Origin of the sequence: Streptomyces sp. NPDC051183 (assembly GCF_040682455.1) — a bacterium.
Taxonomy (GTDB): Bacteria; Actinomycetota; Actinomycetes; order Streptomycetales; family Streptomycetaceae; genus Streptomyces.
The window spans coordinates 1-17,247 of record NZ_JBFBBA010000029.1 but is presented as its reverse complement, the minus strand read 5'-3'; the positions used below and the strand labels follow the sequence as shown (position 1 = coordinate 17,247).

13 protein-coding genes are annotated in these 17,247 nt (G+C 72.5%); 7 read left to right on the top strand and 6 right to left on the bottom strand.

The features are described 5' to 3' along the window. Nucleotides 1–95 precede the first annotated feature (95 nt). The 3 genes from AB0M99_RS24235 to AB0M99_RS24225 form a co-directional block, all read right to left on the bottom strand. The gene (locus AB0M99_RS24235) at nucleotides 96–497 is read right to left on the bottom strand and encodes a hypothetical protein (protein ID WP_365923728.1); all 402 of its coding nucleotides are present in this window, start codon (nucleotides 495–497) and stop codon (nucleotides 96–98) included. A 196-nt stretch (nucleotides 498–693) separates the two neighbouring features. Next, nucleotides 694–1,164, bottom strand: a complete 471-nt coding sequence (locus AB0M99_RS24230; protein WP_365923726.1) for a hotdog fold thioesterase — start codon at nucleotides 1,162–1,164, stop codon at nucleotides 694–696. A 54-nt stretch (nucleotides 1,165–1,218) separates the two neighbouring features. After that, the gene (locus tag AB0M99_RS24225) at nucleotides 1,219–3,486 is read right to left on the bottom strand and encodes an FdhF/YdeP family oxidoreductase (protein WP_365923724.1); all 2,268 of its coding nucleotides are present in this window, start codon (nucleotides 3,484–3,486) and stop codon (nucleotides 1,219–1,221) included. A 124-nt stretch (nucleotides 3,487–3,610) separates the two neighbouring features. Here AB0M99_RS24225 and polA point away from each other — a divergent pair, with 124 nt between their 5' ends. Next, on the top strand, nucleotides 3,611–6,334 hold the full coding sequence (gene polA / locus AB0M99_RS24220) for a DNA polymerase I (protein WP_365923722.1): 2,724 nt from the start codon (nucleotides 3,611–3,613) through the stop codon (nucleotides 6,332–6,334). Nucleotides 6,335–6,378: 44 nt separating this feature from the next. Here the strand turns inward: polA and AB0M99_RS24215 are convergent, their stop codons facing one another. Continuing rightward, nucleotides 6,379–7,230 carry a DUF4184 family protein gene (locus AB0M99_RS24215; RefSeq protein WP_365923720.1) on the bottom strand — a complete coding sequence of 284 codons (852 nt, stop codon included), beginning with the start codon at nucleotides 7,228–7,230 and terminating at the stop codon, nucleotides 6,379–6,381. Nucleotides 7,231–7,424: 194 nt separating this feature from the next. Between AB0M99_RS24215 and AB0M99_RS24210 the strand changes: the two genes are divergently transcribed. The 3 genes from AB0M99_RS24210 to AB0M99_RS24200 all read left to right on the top strand — a co-directional run bounded on the left by AB0M99_RS24210 (nucleotide 7,425) and on the right by AB0M99_RS24200 (nucleotide 9,966). After that, complete coding sequence (locus tag AB0M99_RS24210) at nucleotides 7,425–8,735, top strand: lytic transglycosylase domain-containing protein (RefSeq protein WP_365923718.1); 1,311 nt, start codon at nucleotides 7,425–7,427, stop codon at nucleotides 8,733–8,735. A gap of 78 nt (nucleotides 8,736–8,813) precedes the next feature. Next, on the top strand, nucleotides 8,814–8,954 hold the full coding sequence (locus AB0M99_RS24205; protein WP_365923716.1) for an SPW_0924 family protein: 141 nt from the start codon (nucleotides 8,814–8,816) through the stop codon (nucleotides 8,952–8,954). 13 nt (nucleotides 8,955–8,967) lie between these two features. After that, nucleotides 8,968–9,966 (top strand): DUF3068 domain-containing protein, encoded by a 999-nt coding sequence (locus AB0M99_RS24200; protein ID WP_365923714.1) that lies wholly within the window; start codon nucleotides 8,968–8,970, stop codon nucleotides 9,964–9,966. On the opposite strand, the gene hrpB is transcribed toward AB0M99_RS24200, so the two are convergent. Next, on the bottom strand, nucleotides 9,956–12,547 hold the full coding sequence (gene hrpB, locus AB0M99_RS24195) for an ATP-dependent helicase HrpB (protein WP_365923712.1): 2,592 nt from the start codon (nucleotides 12,545–12,547) through the stop codon (nucleotides 9,956–9,958). The genes AB0M99_RS24200 and hrpB overlap by 11 nt on opposite strands. 4 nt (nucleotides 12,548–12,551) lie before the next feature. Then, nucleotides 12,552–13,400 carry a class I SAM-dependent methyltransferase gene (locus tag AB0M99_RS24190; protein WP_365923710.1) on the bottom strand — a complete coding sequence of 283 codons (849 nt, stop codon included), beginning with the start codon at nucleotides 13,398–13,400 and terminating at the stop codon, nucleotides 12,552–12,554. Nucleotides 13,401–13,751: 351 nt separating this feature from the next. On the opposite strand from AB0M99_RS24190, the gene rpsA reads away from it, so the two are divergent. From rpsA to coaE, 3 genes are all read left to right on the top strand, one after another. Continuing rightward, nucleotides 13,752–15,260, top strand: a complete 1,509-nt coding sequence (rpsA, locus tag AB0M99_RS24185) for a 30S ribosomal protein S1 (protein WP_033222162.1) — start codon at nucleotides 13,752–13,754, stop codon at nucleotides 15,258–15,260. A gap of 227 nt (nucleotides 15,261–15,487) precedes the next feature. After that, the gene (locus AB0M99_RS24180) at nucleotides 15,488–16,426 is read left to right on the top strand and encodes a PAC2 family protein (RefSeq protein ID WP_365923708.1); all 939 of its coding nucleotides are present in this window, start codon (nucleotides 15,488–15,490) and stop codon (nucleotides 16,424–16,426) included. 55 nt (nucleotides 16,427–16,481) lie between these two features. After that, nucleotides 16,482–17,099: a dephospho-CoA kinase gene (coaE, locus tag AB0M99_RS24175; RefSeq protein ID WP_365923706.1), complete on the top strand. Its 618-nt coding sequence runs from the start codon at nucleotides 16,482–16,484 to the stop codon at nucleotides 17,097–17,099. Nucleotides 17,100–17,247: the final 148 nt, after the last annotated feature.

The window sequence follows — 17,247 nt, the reverse complement described above, 5'->3', positions numbered from 1 at the left end:
GTTTTGCCACGAAAGGGCCCGCGACCTGCGGCTGGGCCGTACGCCGGCAGGTGCCCGGAAGCCGGACACCGTGCATCCGATTCCGGTCACCGGGCTCACTGCGGCGGCCGCCAGTTCTCGGAGCTCCAGGTGGCGCCGTCCTGCTCGGCGCAGCGCTGCGCCACGAGCCGGTCGATCACCTCAAGTCCCTTGTCCTGTCCGTTGGTTCGCTCCTCGGCCCGGCCGGCGGCGACGGCTTCCTCGTGGATCGCGTACTGCTGGTTGGACAGGCCCTTCTGCTCCCAGTCCAGTCCGGACCACTTGGTGCCCTTGAGGGTCTCTTTGGCCCAGTACGAGACCAGGCTCGTGCAGATCTGTGCAGGTGAGGAGGGGGTGGGCGTGGAGGCCGAAGGGGCCGGGGAGGCGTGCGGGGCGGAGTTGGAGCATCCGGGAAGGGTGAGCGCGGCGAGGAGGGCGGCGGTGCCGTACCGGATCGCGGCGCGTGGCGTGGTCCCCATGGGGGGACGGTAGGCGGTCACCATCGGTGACACAACAGCCCTGGCGGAGCGCGCTGCGGACTGGCGGATTCCGGGCGGTTGGCGTGCCGGGGCCACAGGGGACGGCGCAGGGAACGGCGCAGGCCCGGCCCTGCCCCCTGGGGGCGGGTCCGGGCCTGCGGAGGGTGTGGCCGGGCCTGCGGCGGTGCGGTGCGGGTCAGGCCCCGGCGGCGGTGTCGGCGTCGCGCAGCAGGCAGGTGAGGCGGGCCGTGCACAGGCGTCGGTCCTGCTCGTCGGTGATGACGACCTCGTAGGTGGCGGTGGAGCGGCCCCGGTGGACGGGGGTCGCGACGCCGGTGACGAGTCCGGAGGTGGCGCCCCGGTGGTGGGTGCAGTTCAGGTCCACGCCAACGGCGATCTTGGTGATGCCGCCGTGCATCATGGCGCCGACCGACCCGAGGGTTTCGGCCAGTACGGCGGAGGCCCCGCCGTGCAGCAGTCCGTAGGGCTGGGTGTTGCCCTTGACGGGCATGGTGGCCACGACCCGGTCGGCCGAGGCCTCCAGGACGCGGATCTCCATCCGCTCGCCGAGGGCGCCCGCCGAGAACAGCGCGGGCAGGTCGATGCCCATGGCCGTGTACTCGTCGAGTACCTCCTGCGGGAACTTCACAGCGTGCTCCTGACCCATGGGCCGGCTCCGTTCGTCAACGATCGTTAACCTGATTGTCCTGAGGTCGTTCTATCAGGCCGGTTCGAAGCGCACGACGACGGACTTGCTCGCCGGGGTATTGCTGGTGTCGGCGGTGGAGTCCAGGGGGACCAGCACGTTGGTCTCCGGGTAGTACGCGGCCGCGCAGCCGCGCGCCGTCGGGTAGTGCACGACGCGGAAGCCGGGGGCGCGCCGCTCCACGCCGTCCTTCCACTCGCTGACGAGGTCGGTGTACGAGCCGTCGGCGAGCCCGAGCTCCGCCGCGTCCTCGGGGTTGACCATGACGACCCGGCGGCCGCCGGTGATGCCGCGGTAGCGGTCGTCGAGGCCGTAGATCGTGGTGTTGTACTGGTCGTGGCTGCGCAGGGTCTGGAGGAGCAGCCGGCCCTCGGGGATCCGGGGGTACTCCACGGGCGCGGCGGTGAAGTTCGCCTTGCCCGTCTTCGTGGGGAAGCGGCGCTCGTCGCGCGGGCCGTGCGGGAGCTGGAAGCCGCCGGGGCGGGCGACGCGGGCGTTGAAGTCCTCGAAGCCGGGGACGACGCGGGAGATCCGGTCGCGGATGGCCGCGTAGTCCCGCTCGAACTCCTCCCACGGGGTGGCGGAGGCGGCGCCGAGCACGGCGCGGGCCATGCGGGCCACGATCGCGGGCTCGGAGAGCAGGTGGGGGCTTGCGGGGGCGAGGTTGCCGCGGGAGGCGTGGACCATGCCCATGGAGTCCTCGACGGTGACGAACTGCTTGCCGGAGGCCTGGACGTCCTTGTCGGTGCGGCCGAGGGTGGGCAGGATCAGGGCGCGCCGGCCGGTGACCGCGTGCGAGCGGTTGAGCTTGGTGGAGACGTGCACGGTCAGGCGGGCGCGGCGGATGGCGGCCTCGGTGACCTCGGTGTCGGGGGTGGCGCCGACGAAGTTGCCGCCCATGGCGAAGAGCACCTTGGCCTCGCCGTCGCGCAGGGCCTGGATGGAGCGGACGACGTCGAAGCCGTGCCCGCGCGGCGAGGAGATCTTGAACTCGCGGTCGAGGGCGTCGAGGAACGCGGGGGCGGGGCGCTCGAAGATGCCCATGGTGCGGTCGCCCTGGACGTTGGAGTGGCCTCGGACGGGGCAGACGCCGGCGCCGGGGCGGCCGATGTTGCCGCGCAGCAGCAGGAGGTTGACCACCTCGCGGATGGTGGCGACGGCGTGCTTGTGCTGGGTGAGGCCCATGGCCCAGCAGACGATGGTGCGCTTCGAGGCCAGGACCATGGCCAGGGCGCGCTCGATCTCGGGGCGGGTCAGGCCGGTCGCGGTGAGGGTGTCGGCCCAGTCGGCGTCCTTGGCGGCCGCCGCGAACTCCTCGTATCCGTGGGTGTGCTCGCGGATGAAGGCCTCGTCGGTGGCGCCGGCCTCCAGGACGAGCTTGTTCAGGAGGCGGAAGAGGGCCTGGTCGCCGCCGATGCGGATCTGCAGGAAGAGGTCGTTGAGGGCGGTGCCCTTGAGCATGCCGAGGGGGGTCTGCGGGTTCTTGAACCGCTCCATGCCGGCCTCGGGCAGCGGGTTCACCGAGATGATCTTCGCGCCGGCGGACTTGGCCTGCTCCAGCGCGGAGAGCATGCGGGGGTGGTTGGTGCCCGGGTTCTGTCCGGCGACGATGATCAGGTCGGCCTGGTGGAGGTCTTCGAGGGAGACGCTGCCCTTGCCGATGCCGATCGTCTCGGTCAGGGCGGAGCCCGAGGACTCGTGGCACATGTTCGAGCAGTCGGGGAGATTGTTGGTGCCGAACTCCCGGGCGAACAGCTGGAAGAGGAACGCCGCTTCGTTGCTGGTGCGGCCCGAGGTGTAGAAGAGGGCCTCGTCGGGGGAGCCGAGCGCGCGCAACTCCTCCGCGATGACCTCGAAGGCCCGCTCCCAGCTCACCGCCTCGTACCGGTCGGCGCCCTCGGGCAGGTACATGGGCTGTGTGATCCGGCCCTGCTGCCCCAGCCAGTACCCGGAGCGCGCGGCCAGGTCGGCGAGCGGGTGCGCGGCGAAGAACTCCGGGGTGACCCGGCGCAGCGTGGCCTCCTCGGCGACGGCCTTGGCGCCGTTCTCGCAGAACTCGGCGGTGTGCCGCTTGTCGCCCTCGGGCCAGGCGCAGCCCGGACAGTCGAAGCCGTCCTTCTGGTTGACCTTGAGGAGGGTCCGGGTGGCACGGACCAGGCCCATCTGCTCCTGCGCGATCTTCAACGTGTGCCCGATGGCGGGCAGGCCCGCCGCCGCGTGCTTGGGGGGCGCGACCTGCGGCGCGTCCTGTACGGGATCACCTGCGGGCGGCTTGGCGGCCATGTCGCTCCCCTTCGGGCTTCGCAGCTGCGGTGCTGCGCGTATTCGCGTTCACGTCCGATCCTGTCACGCTCCGCGGACATCGCCGACGCCGGAATTGTCAGTGGGGCCGCCTAGGATCGGGGACGTGGCAGATTCAGCATCGAAGAAGACCGACCAGACGACCGCAGCGGACCGCCCCCGCCTGATGCTCATGGACGGGCACTCCCTGGCGTACCGGGCGTTCTTCGCGCTGCCCGCGGAGAACTTCACGACCGCGACCGGCCAGCCGACCAACGCCATCTACGGCTTCGCGTCGATGCTGGCGAACACGCTGCGCGACGAGGCGCCCACGCACTTCGCGGTGGCGTTCGACGTGTCCCGCAAGACGTGGCGGTCGACCGAGTTCCCGGAGTACAAGGCGAACCGCTCCAAGACCCCCGACGAGTTCAAGGGGCAGGTCGAGCTGATCGGCGAGCTCCTGGACGCGATGAGCGTGCCGCGATTCGCGGTCGACGGCTTCGAGGCCGACGACGTGATCGCGACGCTGGCGACGCAGGCGGAGGCGCTCGGCTTCGACGTGCTGATCGTCACCGGCGACCGCGACTCCTTCCAGCTCGTCTCCGAGCACACCACCGTGCTGTACCCGACCAAGGGCGTCTCCGAGCTGACCCGCTTCACCCCGGAGAAGGTCGAGGAGAAGTACGGCCTCACCCCGCAGCAGTACCCGGACTTCGCGGCGCTGCGCGGCGACCCGTCGGACAACCTGCCGGGCATCCCGGGCGTCGGCGAGAAGACCGCCGCCAAGTGGATCACCCAGTTCGGGTCGTTCGCCGAGCTCGTCGAGCGGGCCGAAGAGGTCAAGGGCAAGGCCGGGCAGAACTTCCGCGACCACCTGGAGGCCGTGAAGCTCAACCGCGTCCTGACCGAGATGGTCAAGGACGTCGAGCTGCCCAAGACCCCCGCCGACCTGGAGCGCGCCCCGTACGACCGCTCCGCCGTCACCGGCGTGCTGGACGTGCTGGAGATCCGCAATGCCTCGCTGCGCGAGCGGCTGCTGGCCGTGGACCCGGGCGCGGCCGAGGAGGCGGCCCCGGCTCCGGCGGCGGCCGCCGTCGAGCTCGACGCGTCCGTGCTGGGCGCCGGCGAGCTGGCGCCGTGGCTCGCCGCCCACGCGGGCGCCCCGCTGGGCATCTCCACCGTCGACAGCTGGGCGCTGGGCCAGGGCAATGTCAGCGAGATCGCGCTGGCCTCCGCCGCCGGACCGGCCGCCTGGTTCGAGCCCTCCGCGCTGGACGAGGCCGACGACCGGGCCTTCGCGGCCTGGGCCGCCGACCCGGCGAAGCCGAAGGTGGTTCACAACGCCAAGGGCCTGATGCGGGTCTTCCCCGAGCACGGCTGGTCCCTCGACGGCGTCACCATGGACACGGCGCTCGCCGCCTACCTCGTCAAGCCGGGCCGCCGCTCCTTCGACCTGGACGTCCTGTCCATGGAGTACCTGCACCGGGAGCTGGCGCCCGCCGCGGCCGACGGCCAGCTCGCCTTCGGCGCCGACGACACCGCCGAGGCGGAGGCGCTGATGGCGCAGGCCCGCGCGGTCCTGGACCTCGGCGACGCGTTCGCGGTCAAGCTGCCCGAGGTCGGCGCCGCCGAGCTGCTGCACGACATGGAGCTGCCGACCTCCGAACTGCTGGCCAGGCTGGAGCGGGCCGGCATCGCCGTCGACCGCGACCACCTGGAAGGCATGGAGCAGCAGTTCGCGGGCGCCGTGCAGCAGGCGGTCAAGGAAGCGCACGCGGCCGTCGGCCACGAGTTCAACCTCGGCTCGCCCAAGCAGCTCCAGGAGGTGTTCTTCGGCGAGCTGGACCTGCCGAAGACGAAGAAGACCAAGACCGGCTACACCACGGACGCGGACGCGCTGGCCTGGCTGGCCACGCAGACCGACCACGAACTGCCGGTGATCATGCTCCGGCACCGTGAGCAGGCCAAGCTGCGCGTCACCGTCGAGGGCCTGGTCAAGACGATCGCCGCCGACGGCCGGGTGCACACCAGCTTCAGCCAGACCGTCGCCGCGACCGGACGCCTGTCCTCCACCGACCCCAACCTGCAGAACGTGCCGGTGCGCACCGACGAGGGCCGCGCCATCCGCCGCGGGTTCGTCGTCGGCGAGGGCTTCGAGTCCCTCATGACCGCCGACTACAGCCAGATCGAGCTGCGCGTCATGGCCCACCTCTCCGAGGACGAGGGCCTGATCGAGGCCTTCCTGTCCGGCGAGGACCTGCACACCACCGTCGCCTCCCAGGTGTTCGGGGTCGAGCGGTCCGCGGTCGATGCGGAGATGCGCCGCAAGATCAAGGCCATGTCCTACGGCCTGGCGTACGGGCTGTCCGCCTTCGGTCTCGCCCAGCAGTTGAACATCGAGCCCGCCGAGGCGCGCGGCCTCATGGAGACCTTCTTCGAGCGGTTCGGCGGGGTCCGGGACTACCTGGGCCGCGTGGTGGAAGAGGCCAGGGCCACCGGCTACACGGCGACGGTCTTCGGCCGCCGCCGCTACCTGCCCGACCTCAACAGCGACAACCGCCAGCGCCGCGAGGCCGCCGAACGGATGGCGCTGAACGCCCCGATCCAGGGCACCGCCGCCGACATCGTCAAGGTCGCGATGCTGCGCGTCGACAAGGCCATCGCCGAGGCCGGGCTGAAGTCGCGGATGCTGCTCCAGGTCCACGACGAAATCGTGCTGGAGATCGCCCCGGGCGAGCGCAAGAAGGTGGAGGAGCTGGTGCGCCGCGAGATGGGCGCCGCCGTCGAACTCCGGGCCCCGCTGGACGTCTCCGTCGGCGTCGGCCCCGACTGGGAGTCCGCCGCGCACTGATCCCCGTATCCCCATAGGCACGGCTCACGCAGCGCCCGTTCCCGCTACGCGGTGGGGACGGGCGTTCGCGCGTCGTCGTCCGTACGGCGGCGGTCGTGCCGGTGGCGCAGCCGTACGAGGACCCCGTACAGCAGCAGTGCCACGCACAGGCCGCCGCCCGCGCCGAAGCAGACCGTCGGGACGAGGTCGAGCGGGCTGTCGGCCCGGTCGAAGAACGTGAAGAAGCGGAGCACCCGCATCGTGACCCCGGCCCCCACGCACACGACGGCCAGCGCCAGCGCACCCCACAGCTCGGCCCGGCTGAGCACGGGGACGGACCCGGGGGCGTCCGTGACGGGCCGACGGCGCAGCGCGGTCGCGGTGAACCACAGCAGGACACCGGCGGCCAGGGCGGAACTGCCGTACTGGAGGTAGGTGTAGAGGGGGAAGCCCCCGTAGTACGCGGACAGCTCCGGCACCGCGTCCGTCCCGTACCGGTCCAGGTGCGTGAAGCTGTCCCACACCACGTGGGTGAGGGAGCCCACGACCGCGGAGAGGTAGAACCAGAGCGCCAGCGAGGGCAGTTGCCGCTCGCGCCGCCAGTCCTCGCCGCGGACGAAGCCGTACACCCTGCCCCGCCAGGACCTCGGCAGCAGCGCGGTCAGCGGTTCGCGCAGCAGCAGCCAGAAGGCCACGAGCGCCGCGGTCAGCAGCGCGTCGGCGGTGACGATGCCGACGAGGGAGTGCGTGAACTCCCCGTAGTGCATGACGCCCGAGACCACGGAGTCCAGGAAGTAGAACGAGTCCGGCGCGAAGGAGCCCATCACCAGGGCCGAGGCCACCAGCACCCCGCGGCCGCGGCCGGTGCGCCGGATCCCGGGCAGCACGGCGGCCGCGTGACTCAGTGTGAAGGGCATGGTCCGTCTCCTCGCTCTGTGTGCGGGCCCAGTATGCGTGACCTGCGCAAGACGTGCGGAAGTGGTGAATTCCGCGACGCGTTCGGTGTGGTGTGCAGGGAGCTGACGTAGGGTCACGCGGACGTCGAGGGGAGGGGGTCCGGCTCATGTCGGCTCGGACATCGGCTCGGACATCGGTACGGATACCGGCGGGGATGCCGGCCCGGCTCGGACGCGGGCTGCGCAGGGCCGGGGCGGTCGCCCTGCTGTCGGCCCTGGTGGTCGCGGCGGCGGGCGCCTCGCAGGGCCCCGGCGGCGGACGCGGGGAACGGCTGTCGGCGGCCGGCGGGGACGGCGCCCGGTCCGGGCCGACCGGCGCGCCGACGCCGCCCGGGGGGTCCGGAGGGGACTCCTCCTACTTCACCGCGCTTCCGCCGCCGGCCAGCCCCGAACCGCCGGTCGCACTGCTGCCGGAGGACGGGGCGCAGCCGCAGCCGGCGCAGGCCGCCGCCGAGGCCGCCACCGGTCCGGCGGCGGACAACGAACCCGTGGCCATGGGCTTACCGGAGGGCGCGCAGGGGATACCGGCGAGCGTCCTCGCGGCGTACCGCCGGGCCGAGCGGACGGTCGGGGCGAGCGACCCGGGATGCGGGCTGCGCTGGCAACTGCTCGCGGCGATCGGCAGGGTCGAGTCGGGGCAGGCCCGCGGCGGCCGGGTGGACGCCGCGGGCACCACGCTGCGGCCGATCCTGGGACCCGTGCTCGACGGCAACGGCTTCGCGAACATCCCGGACACCGACGGCGGCGAGTACGACGGCGACGCCAGGTACGACCGGGCGGTCGGGCCGATGCAGTTCATCCCGTCGACGTGGGCGGCCTGGGGCCAGGACGGGAACGGCGACGGCCGCCGCGACCCGAACAACGTGCACGACGCGGCGCTGGCGGCCGGCCGGTACCTCTGCGCGGGCAGCCGCGACCTGGGGGTGGATGCGGACCTGGACCGGGCCGTGCTGTCGTACAACCACTCCGGCGCGTACCTGAGGACGGTACGGGCCTGGTTCACGTACTACCTGAAGGGGACGCACGAGGTCCCGGACGGCGGCGGCACGGGCGCCCCGGCGGCGCAGCCCGCGAAGCCGGCCCCCACCCCGGAGCCGAGGCCGACGCCGAAGCCGATCCCGGTTCCTTCACCCGAGCCGACACCGACCCCGACCCCGACACCGACCCCGAGCCCGACTCCCACGCCCGCCCCGACCCCCACCCCCGAGCCGACACCGACCCCGACGCCCACGCCCAGCCCGACCCCCACCCCCACCCCCAGCCCGACCACGACTCCCATCCCCGAGCCGTCGCCGACGTCCACGCCGACCCCCACCCCCACCCCCAGCTCGGCCGCGACCCCCGAGCCCGGCCCGACGCCCACACCCACACCCACACCCACACCCGCGGCCGCGCCCACCCCCTCGGCCTCGGCCCCGGCGGGCATCCGGCCCGCCACCTCCCCGTCCCCGACGGAAACCCCGTAGTCGAACGGTTCTCATCTCACCCGCGCATTGCTACGGTGCCTCCTCCCTGACACCCCATCAGATATCGGAGGCCCCGGCATGCGCGCACTCGTCGCCGCCGCCATCGGGCTGGCCGCCGCGCTGGCCCTCGTCTTCGCCATCACGGCGTTCGGGGTGCCGGAAGGCAAGACCTCGCCCAAGCCGCTGCTCACCACCGCGCCCGCCGCGCCCGGAAAGTAGAGGAGGCCCGGCCATGCGACGCAGAGCGAGCCTCGTCCTGCTTGCCGCAGCCGTGTTCTGCGCAGCCCTCGCACCGCTGCTGCGCTGGTACGCGTACCCGCGACTGGCGAAGATCCCGCCGAGCCAGTACCAGGAGATGGTCCTGGAGGCCAAGGACGCCACCCTCCTCGACTACACCGCCGGCATGGAGCCGAAGAAGGTCGACAAGGTCACCATCGTCCAGACCCTCAAGGGCAACGTCGAGGCGTCGAAGGAGATCGAGGCCAGCGCCGGCAAGGACGTCGTCGTCTGGGACACGCTGTCCCACATCATGGGGCCCGACGGGAAGATGGTCTCCCAGATACCCGAGCGCTACATCTTCGACGCCCACACCCAGGACCCGGTGCACGCCACCGGCGAGATGGTGGACGGCGACCCGGTCAAGCGCGAGGGCATCGAGTTCAAGTGGCCGTTCTTCACCGAACCGCGCGACTACCTCTACTTCGACGCGCAGACCCGCACCTCCCTGCCCATCCACTTCGTGGGGCCGCGCGACTTCAAGGGCATGGAGGTCTACTACTTCGAGCAGACCGTCCCCTGGACCAAGGTCTCGCTGCCCAAGAAGATGCCGATCGAGGGCATCGACGCGAAGACCTTCGAGCAGACGACCGGCACCAGCCTCTGGTACACGGTCAAGGCGATGTTCTGGGTCGACCCGGTCACCGGAGCGCCCGTCAACGCCGAGCAGGTCATCCAGCAGGAGATGCGCGGCGGAATCGCCTCCGGGGGACCCGACGGCAAGCTCACCGTCTTCGCCGGGCACGTGAAGATGCGCGAGGACTACGCCAAGTACACCCTCGACCTGGTCAAGTCGAACCGTACGAAGGTCCTCGCACTGCACACCTACGCACCCATCGGCCTCGCCGCGGGCGGGCTCGTGCTCCTCGGCCTCGCCCTGTGGCTGGAAGCGCGCGGCCGACGGCCCGCGCCCGGCGAGGGCGAGGGCGACGGCGGGACGGTGTTCAGCGCCTGAGCCTGGCGTTGGTGTGCCGGGTGGGCTCGGCGGTCGCCGGGTCCTCCGGCCACGGGTGCTTGGGGTAGCGGCCGCGCAGCTCGGCCCGCACCGCGCGGTACCCGCCCTGCCAGAACGAGGCGAGGTCCGCGGTGACGGCCGCGGGCCGCCCGGCGGGCGACAGCAGGTGCACGAGTACGGGCACCCCCGCCACCCGCGGGGTTTCGGCCAGCCCGAACAGCTCCTGCAGCTTCACCGCGAGCACCGGCTGCTCGGCGGTGTAGTCCACCCGGATCCGGGAGCCGCTGGGCACCTCCAGCCGTTCCGGAGCCAGCTCGTCGAGGCGGGCCGCCTCGCCGGTGGCCCACGGCAGCAGCCGGTTCAGGGCCTGCCCGGCATCGATCCGCCCGAGGTCGGCGCGGCGCCGCGCCCGGGAGAGCTCGGGCTCCAGCCAGTCGTCCGCGCGCTCCAGCAGCGCCCGGTCGTCCTGTACGTCGGGCCACGCGCCGCCGAGCGTGCGGTGCAGGAACCCCAGCCGGGCCCGCAGCGCCTGCGCGTCGGGGGACCAGCGCAGCAGGCCGAGCCCTTCGGCGCGCAGCCCGTCGAGCAGGGCGGCCCGGACCAGCGCCGGGTCGGGGTCGCGCAGCGGGCGCACGGCGAGCTCGACGGCCCCGAGGCGCTCCACGGAACGGGCGACGAGGTCCCCGTCCTCCCAGTGCACCTCCTCGCCCCGGCTCCGCAGGTGGGCGGCTGCCGTCAGGGCGGTGTCCTCGTCGATGACGCAGGCCAGCCGGATCCTCGCGGAGGCGGAGTGCGGGGGCCTGTCGGCCACGGCCACGGCCAGCCAGGGCGCGTGGCGCAGGGACGACCCGTCGGCGAGCTCGGCCCCCGTTCCGGAGGCCATGAGGAAAGCCCCCCGGCCCTTGGCCCTGGCGACCCGCTCGGGGAATGCCAGGGCGGCGACGAGCCCTGCGGCGCCGTCGTCGGGCACAGCACCCGGAGGGGCTGGATCTTGGCCGATGCCGGCTGTCGACACCCGGCGAGGATCAGCCTCGCCGGTGTTTGAGGCGCGGGGGCTCGGGGGCGGAGCCCCCGCAGGGTCCTGGGCGGCGGCCCGCTCCAGCCGGCGGGCCTCCGCGTGCCAGCGCGACGCATAGGGGTCCGACCCCCGGCGGGCGGCGCGCCAGGCCGCGGCCAGGTCGTCGCCGTACTCCCGCGGCGGCTCCTCGCTCAGCAGGGCCACCACCTCGGCCGCCCGGCGCGCGCCCAGCGCCCCGGCGCCGTCCAGCAGCGCACGCGCCAGCCGCGGGTGCAGCCCGAGCCGGGCCATGCGCAGCCCGCGCGGGGTGGGACGGCCGGTCGGGTCGACCGCGCCGACGGCCACCAGCACCTCCCGGGCGGCGGCCATCGCCCCGGCCGGCGGCGGGTCGAGCAGCGCCAGCCCGGCCGCGTCCGGGTCGCCCCAGCAGGCGGCCTGGAGTGCGAACCGGGCCAGGTCGGCGATGCGGATCTCCGGGGAGGGGAAGGAGGGGAGCCGCTGGTCCTCGGCCTCGCTCCAGCAGCGGTACACCGCCCCCGGCGCCTCGCGCCCGGCGCGGCCGGCCCGCTGGCGTCCGGCCGCGCGGGACGCCCGTACGGTCGCGAGCGCACCGAGCCCCCGGGCGTGGTCGACCCGGGGTTCGCGCGCGAGCCCCGAGTCCACGACGACCCGTACGCCCGGCACGGTCAGGCTCGACTCCGCGACGGCCGTCGCCAGGATCACCCGCCGGTGTGCGGCCGCGGACAGCGCGGCATCCTGAACCGCTGCCGGGGCGCGGCCGTGCACCTGGAGCACTTCCGCGTCGGTCCCGCCCAGCTGCCCGGCGACGCGGGCGATCTCGCCGACCCCGGGCAGGAAGCACAGGACGTCGCCGGAACGTTCCGCCAGCGCCCGCCGCACCACCGACGCCACGTGCGTCAGCTGCGCCGGATCCACCCGCATGCCGTGCGGGGGCCGCACCGGCCGGGCCGGCGGGGCCCAGACCGTCTCCACGGGGTACGAGACCCCCGCGGCCTCCACCACCGGCGCGCCGCCCAGGACCCGGGCCCATCCGGCGGCGTCGGTCGTCGCCGAAGCGGCCACGAGGCGCAGCTCCGGGCGCAGGGTCTCCCGTACGTCCAGCAGGAAGGCGGCCACCGTGTCGGCGTCGAGGTGCCGCTCGTGGCACTCGTCCAGGACCACCACGTCCACGCCGGCGAGCTCCTGGTCGCGCTGGAGCCGCTGGAGCAGGACACCGGTGGTGACCACCTCCACGACCGTGCCGGGGCCCGCCACCCGCTCCCCGCGCACGGTGAAGCCCACCGAGGCGCCCACCTGCTCGCCCAGCAGCCAGGCCATCCGCCGCGCCGCGGCCCGGGCGGCGATCCGCCGGGGCTCGGCGACGACGACCCGGCGGCGCGGCCCGCCGCCCACCAGCCCCGCCAGGACCAGCGGCACCAGCGTGGTCTTGCCGGTGCCGGGCGGTGCGCACAGCACCGCGGTGCCGTGCCCGTCCAGCGCCGTGACCAGCGCGGGCACGGCTGTCCGTACGGGAAGTGCGTCGAGGGCGGCCTGGCGGATCAAGGGCTCAGTCCCTCTCGCAGACGAAGATCGCGGTGCCGGGGATCAGGTTGCCGCGCAGCGGGGACCAGCCGCCCCACTCCTGGCTGTTCCACTCGGGCCATTCCGGCTCGACCAGGTCGAGCAGGCGGAAACCGCCGGCCACCACGTCGCGGACCCGGTCGCCGAGGGTGCGGTGGTGCTCGACGTAGACCGCGCGGCCCTGCTCGTCCTGCTCCACGTACGGGGTGCGGTCGAAGTAGGACGCGGCGACGGACAGCCCCTCGGGACCCGGCTCGTCGGGGAAGGCCCAGCGGATGGGGTGGGTGACGGAGAAGACCCAGCGGCCGCCGGGACGCAGTACGCGGTGCACCTCGCGCATGACGTTGACCGGGTCGGAGACGAAGGGGACGGCGCCGTACGCGGAGCAGGCGAGGTCGAAGGAGCCGTCACGGAAGGGCAGCCGGCCGGCGTCGGCCTCGACCAGCGGGACGTCATCGCCGATGCGCAGGGCGTGCTGGAGTTGGCGGTGGGAGAGGTCCAGGGCCACCGGGCGGGCACCCCGGGCCGCCAGCCAGCGCGAGCACTGGGCGGCGCCGGCACCGATCTCCAGGACGTCCTTGTCCTTGAGGGAGGCGGCGGGGCCGAGGAGGGCCGCGTCCTCCTCGTCCAGGCCCTCGGGGCCCCACACGAAGCGGTCGTCGCCGAGGAAGGCGCCGTGCTCGCTCTGGTACTCGTCGGCGTTGCGGTCCCACCAGCCCCGGCTGGCGCGACTGCTCTCCGCTTCCCCCGCGTCACGGCGCGTGGCCTCGGCGTCGTCCGCGGCGGCGCCTGCGGCTTCGTACGCGTCTTCGGGGGCGTAGTCCTCTTGGTTCATGGGGCCCGTCGTCGTAGTCTGCGAATGTCTGCGGAAGTGGGCCGGAGGGGCCATCAAGGCTTCCCCGCCCACGAATTGTGCCGGGTATGCGGAGATCCGCCCGGGGTGTGCGCCTTCGCGCATTGACCCTGTCCGGCTGCCCCCGTATGCTACAAGTTGCGCTGCGAGCCTGTGCTCCTCAGACCTAGCAGGCTGCGCTTGCATCTGTTGATGTCCCCTCGGTTTTCGAGGCCCCTCTGCGTTGCGCGGATGGGGGCCTCCTTGGCTGTCCGGTCTTCGGTGGATGCCGATAAGGGCTCCCGGCGTAGCAGTACCTACGACTTTCTGTCCGTAACCGGAGCCCTTTCCCACATGACGAGCAGCACCGAGACCACCGCCACCACCCCGCAGGTTGCGGTCAACGACATCGGCGACGCGGACGCGTTCCTCGCGGCGATCGACGAGACGATCAAGTACTTCAACGATGGCGACATCGTCGACGGCGTCATCGTCAAGGTTGACCGGGACGAGGTTCTCCTCGACATCGGTTACAAGACCGAAGGCGTCATCCCCAGCCGCGAGCTCTCGATCAAGCACGACGTCGACCCGAACGAGGTCGTCAAGGTCGGCGACGAGATCGAGGCCCTGGTTCTCCAGAAGGAGGACAAGGAAGGCCGCCTGATCCTCTCGAAGAAGCGCGCTCAGTACGAGCGTGCCTGGGGCACCATCGAGAAGATCAAGGAAGAGGACGGCATCGTCACCGGTACCGTCATCGAGGTCGTCAAGGGTGGTCTCATCCTCGACATCGGCCTCCGTGGCTTCCTGCCGGCCTCTCTCGTCGAGATGCGTCGCGTCCGCGACCTCCAGCCCTACGTGGGCAAGGAGCTCGAGGCGAAGATCATCGAGCTGGACAAGAACCGCAACAACGTGGTCCTGTCCCGCCGCGCCTGGCTCGAGCAGACCCAGTCCGAGGTTCGCCAGACGTTCCTCACCACCCTGCAGAAGGGTCAGGTCCGCTCCGGCGTCGTTTCCTCGATCGTCAACTTCGGTGCCTTCGTGGACCTGGGTGGCGTCGACGGTCTCGTCCACGTCTCCGAGCTGTCCTGGAAGCACATCGACCACCCGTCCGAGGTTGTCGAGGTCGGCCAGGAGGTCACCGTCGAGGTTCTCGACGTTGACATGGACCGCGAGCGCGTCTCCCTGTCGCTGAAGGCGACGCAGGAGGACCCGTGGCAGCAGTTCGCCCGGACCCACCAGATCGGTCAGGTCGTCCCGGGTAAGGTCACCAAGCTGGTTCCGTTCGGTGCGTTCGTCCGCGTGGACGAGGGCATCGAGGGCCTGGTCCACATCTCCGAGCTGGCCGAGCGCCACGTGGAGATCCCGGAGCAGGTCGTCCAGGTCAACGACGAGATCTTCGTCAAGGTCATCGACATCGACCTTGAGCGTCGCCGGATCTCGCTGTCGCTGAAGCAGGCCAACGAGTCCTTCGGTGCCGACCCGGCGTCGGTCGAGTTCGACCCGACCCTGTACGGCATGGCCGCGTCCTACGACGACCAGGGCAACTACATCTACCCCGAGGGCTTCGACCCCGAGACCAACGACTGGCTCGAGGGCTTCGACAAGCAGCGCGAGGCCTGGGAGACCCAGTACGCCGAGGCGCAGCAGCGCTTCGAGCAGCACCAGGCGCAGGTCATCAAGAGCCGCGAGGCCGACGAGGCCGCTGCCGCCGAGGGTGCTGCCGCCCCGGCCGCCGGTGGCAACGCCGGTGCGGGCATCTCGGGTGGTTCGTACTCCTCGGAGTCGGACGAGACCTCCGGCGCCCTGGCGTCGGACGAGGCCCTGGCCGCGCTCCGCGAGAAGCTGGCCGGCGGCCAGAGCTGATCGCAGCGCGCATCACACTCCGGTGTGAGCCGAGCTGAGCTGAGTTGAACGGTAAGGCCCGTCCCCTTCGGGGGGCGGGCCTTACCGCGTTCTCCGGGCCGGCCGTCCTGTCGGGGGCTTCGGGGGCCGCTCCCGCCATCGCGTTCCGGTGAAAGCGGCCAACTGGGGAATGGTGGCGCCGTCTTGGACGTTCTTGGCAGAGAACGCGGCGAGGAGGAGTGGTGACGGTGCTTGATCCACAGGGTTTGTACGAATGGGACGCCAAGGGCCTGGCGGTGGCCGACCTGGCGCTGGCCCAGGACTCGGCCGGTCTGGTCATGCTCTACCACTTCGAGGGGTACATCGACGCAGGTGAGGCCGGGGAGCAGATCGTCGAGCGGCTGCTCGACACGCTGCCCCACCAGGTCGTGGCCCGCTTCGACGCGGACCGGCTCGTGGACTACCGGGCCCGGCGCCCGCTGCTGACCTTCCAGCGCGACCACTGGACCGAGTTCGAGGAGCCCCTCCTGGAGGTGCGCCTCGTACAGGACGCCACCGGAGCGCCCTTCCTGCTGCTGTCCGGCCCCGAGCCGGACGTGGAGTGGGAGCGGTTCGCCGTCGCCGTCCGGCAGATCGTCGAGCGCCTCGGCGTCCGGCTCTCGGTCAACTTCCACGGCATCCCGATGGGCGTCCCGCACACCCGGCCCGTCGGGATCACCCCGCACGGCAACCGGACCGACCTCATGCCGGGGCACCGCAGCCCGTTCGACGAGGCGCAGGTCCCGGGCAGCGCGGAATCGCTGGTCGAGTTCCGCCTCGGCCAGGCCGGGCACGACGTGCTGGGCGTCGCCGCGCACGTACCGCACTACGTGGCCCGCTCGCCGTACCCGGACGCGGCTCTGACCGTGCTGGAGGCGATCACCGCGGCGACCGGGCTGGTCCTGCCGGCGGTGGCGCACGCGCTGCGGACCGAGGCGCACCGGACCCAGACGGAGATCGACCGGCAGATCCGCGAGGGCGACGAGGAGCTCGTCAGCCTGGTCCAGGGACTGGAGCACCAGTACGACGCCGCGGCCGGCGCCGAGACCCGGGGCAACATGATCGCGGAGCCCGCGGAGATCCCCTCGGCGGACGAGATCGGCCGCGAGTTCGAGCGGTTCCTGGCGGAGCGCGAGGGCGAGGGCTGAGCGTTCCCCGTCGGGCGCTGTGAACGCTTGTGCTGATAGCACTAGGCTGCGGGCCATGCTGAAAGTGGGCCTGACAGGCGGAATCGGTGCCGGCAAGAGCGAGGTCTCGCGGCTGCTGGCCGGGTACGGAGCGGTGGTCGTGGACGCCGACCGCATCGCGCGGGAGGTCGTGGAGCCGGGCACGCCCGGGCTGGCGGCGGTCGTGGAGGCCTTCGGCGAGTCCGTGCTGACCCCGGAGGGGACGCTGGACCGGCCGAAGCTGGGGTCCGTGGTCTTCGCCGACCCGGCGAAGCTTCAGACCCTCAACGCGATCGTGCACCCGCTGGTCGGGGCGCGCTCCGCCGAGCTGGAGGCGGCCGCCGGGGCCGGGGCGATCGTGGTGCACGACGTACCGCTGCTCGCCGAGAACGGGCTGGCGCCGCTGTACGACCTGGTGGTCGTGGTGGACGCGGCCCCCGAAACCCAGCTGGCGCGGCTGACGGCGCTGCGCGGCATGGCCGAGGAGGAGGCGCGGGCCCGGATGGCCGCGCAGGCCACGCGGGAGCAGCGGCTGGCCGTGGCCACGGTCGTGATCGACAACGACGGGCCGCTGGCGGCGCTGGAACCCCAGGTGCGCAAGGTGTGGGCGGAGCTCACGGAGCGTGCCCGTGCCCAGGGGGCCGCCGGGGCCTGACGTGCACATGGAATAGCGGGCCGGGTGGGGGGCGTTGAACGCGCCTGTAGAGGGAAGGAACATCCCAATGCTGAAGTCAAGCGGCTGCCGTGACGGGAAGTGACCCGTGGTAGCACTGTCCGTCACGGATCATCGCCCAGAGGACATT

Excerpts from the sequence above, each read along its gene's own strand:
- AB0M99_RS24235 (WP_365923728.1), bottom strand. The coding sequence starts at position 497 with ATGGGGACCACGCCACGCGCCGCGATCCGGTACGGCACCGCCGCCCTC.
- AB0M99_RS24230 (WP_365923726.1), bottom strand. The coding sequence starts at position 1,164 with ATGGGTCAGGAGCACGCTGTGAAGTTCCCGCAGGAGGTACTCGACGAG.
- AB0M99_RS24225 (WP_365923724.1), bottom strand. The coding sequence starts at position 3,486 with ATGGCCGCCAAGCCGCCCGCAGGTGATCCCGTACAGGACGCGCCGCAG.
- AB0M99_RS24215 (WP_365923720.1), bottom strand. The coding sequence starts at position 7,230 with ATGCCCTTCACACTGAGTCACGCGGCCGCCGTGCTGCCCGGGATCCGG.
- AB0M99_RS24210 (WP_365923718.1), top strand. The coding sequence starts at position 7,425 with ATGCCGGCCCGGCTCGGACGCGGGCTGCGCAGGGCCGGGGCGGTCGCC.
- AB0M99_RS24205 (WP_365923716.1), top strand. The coding sequence starts at position 8,814 with ATGCGCGCACTCGTCGCCGCCGCCATCGGGCTGGCCGCCGCGCTGGCC.
- AB0M99_RS24200 (WP_365923714.1), top strand. The coding sequence starts at position 8,968 with ATGCGACGCAGAGCGAGCCTCGTCCTGCTTGCCGCAGCCGTGTTCTGC.
- AB0M99_RS24190 (WP_365923710.1), bottom strand. The coding sequence starts at position 13,400 with ATGAACCAAGAGGACTACGCCCCCGAAGACGCGTACGAAGCCGCAGGC.
- rpsA (WP_033222162.1), top strand. The coding sequence starts at position 13,752 with ATGACGAGCAGCACCGAGACCACCGCCACCACCCCGCAGGTTGCGGTC.
- coaE (WP_365923706.1), top strand. The coding sequence starts at position 16,482 with ATGCTGAAAGTGGGCCTGACAGGCGGAATCGGTGCCGGCAAGAGCGAG.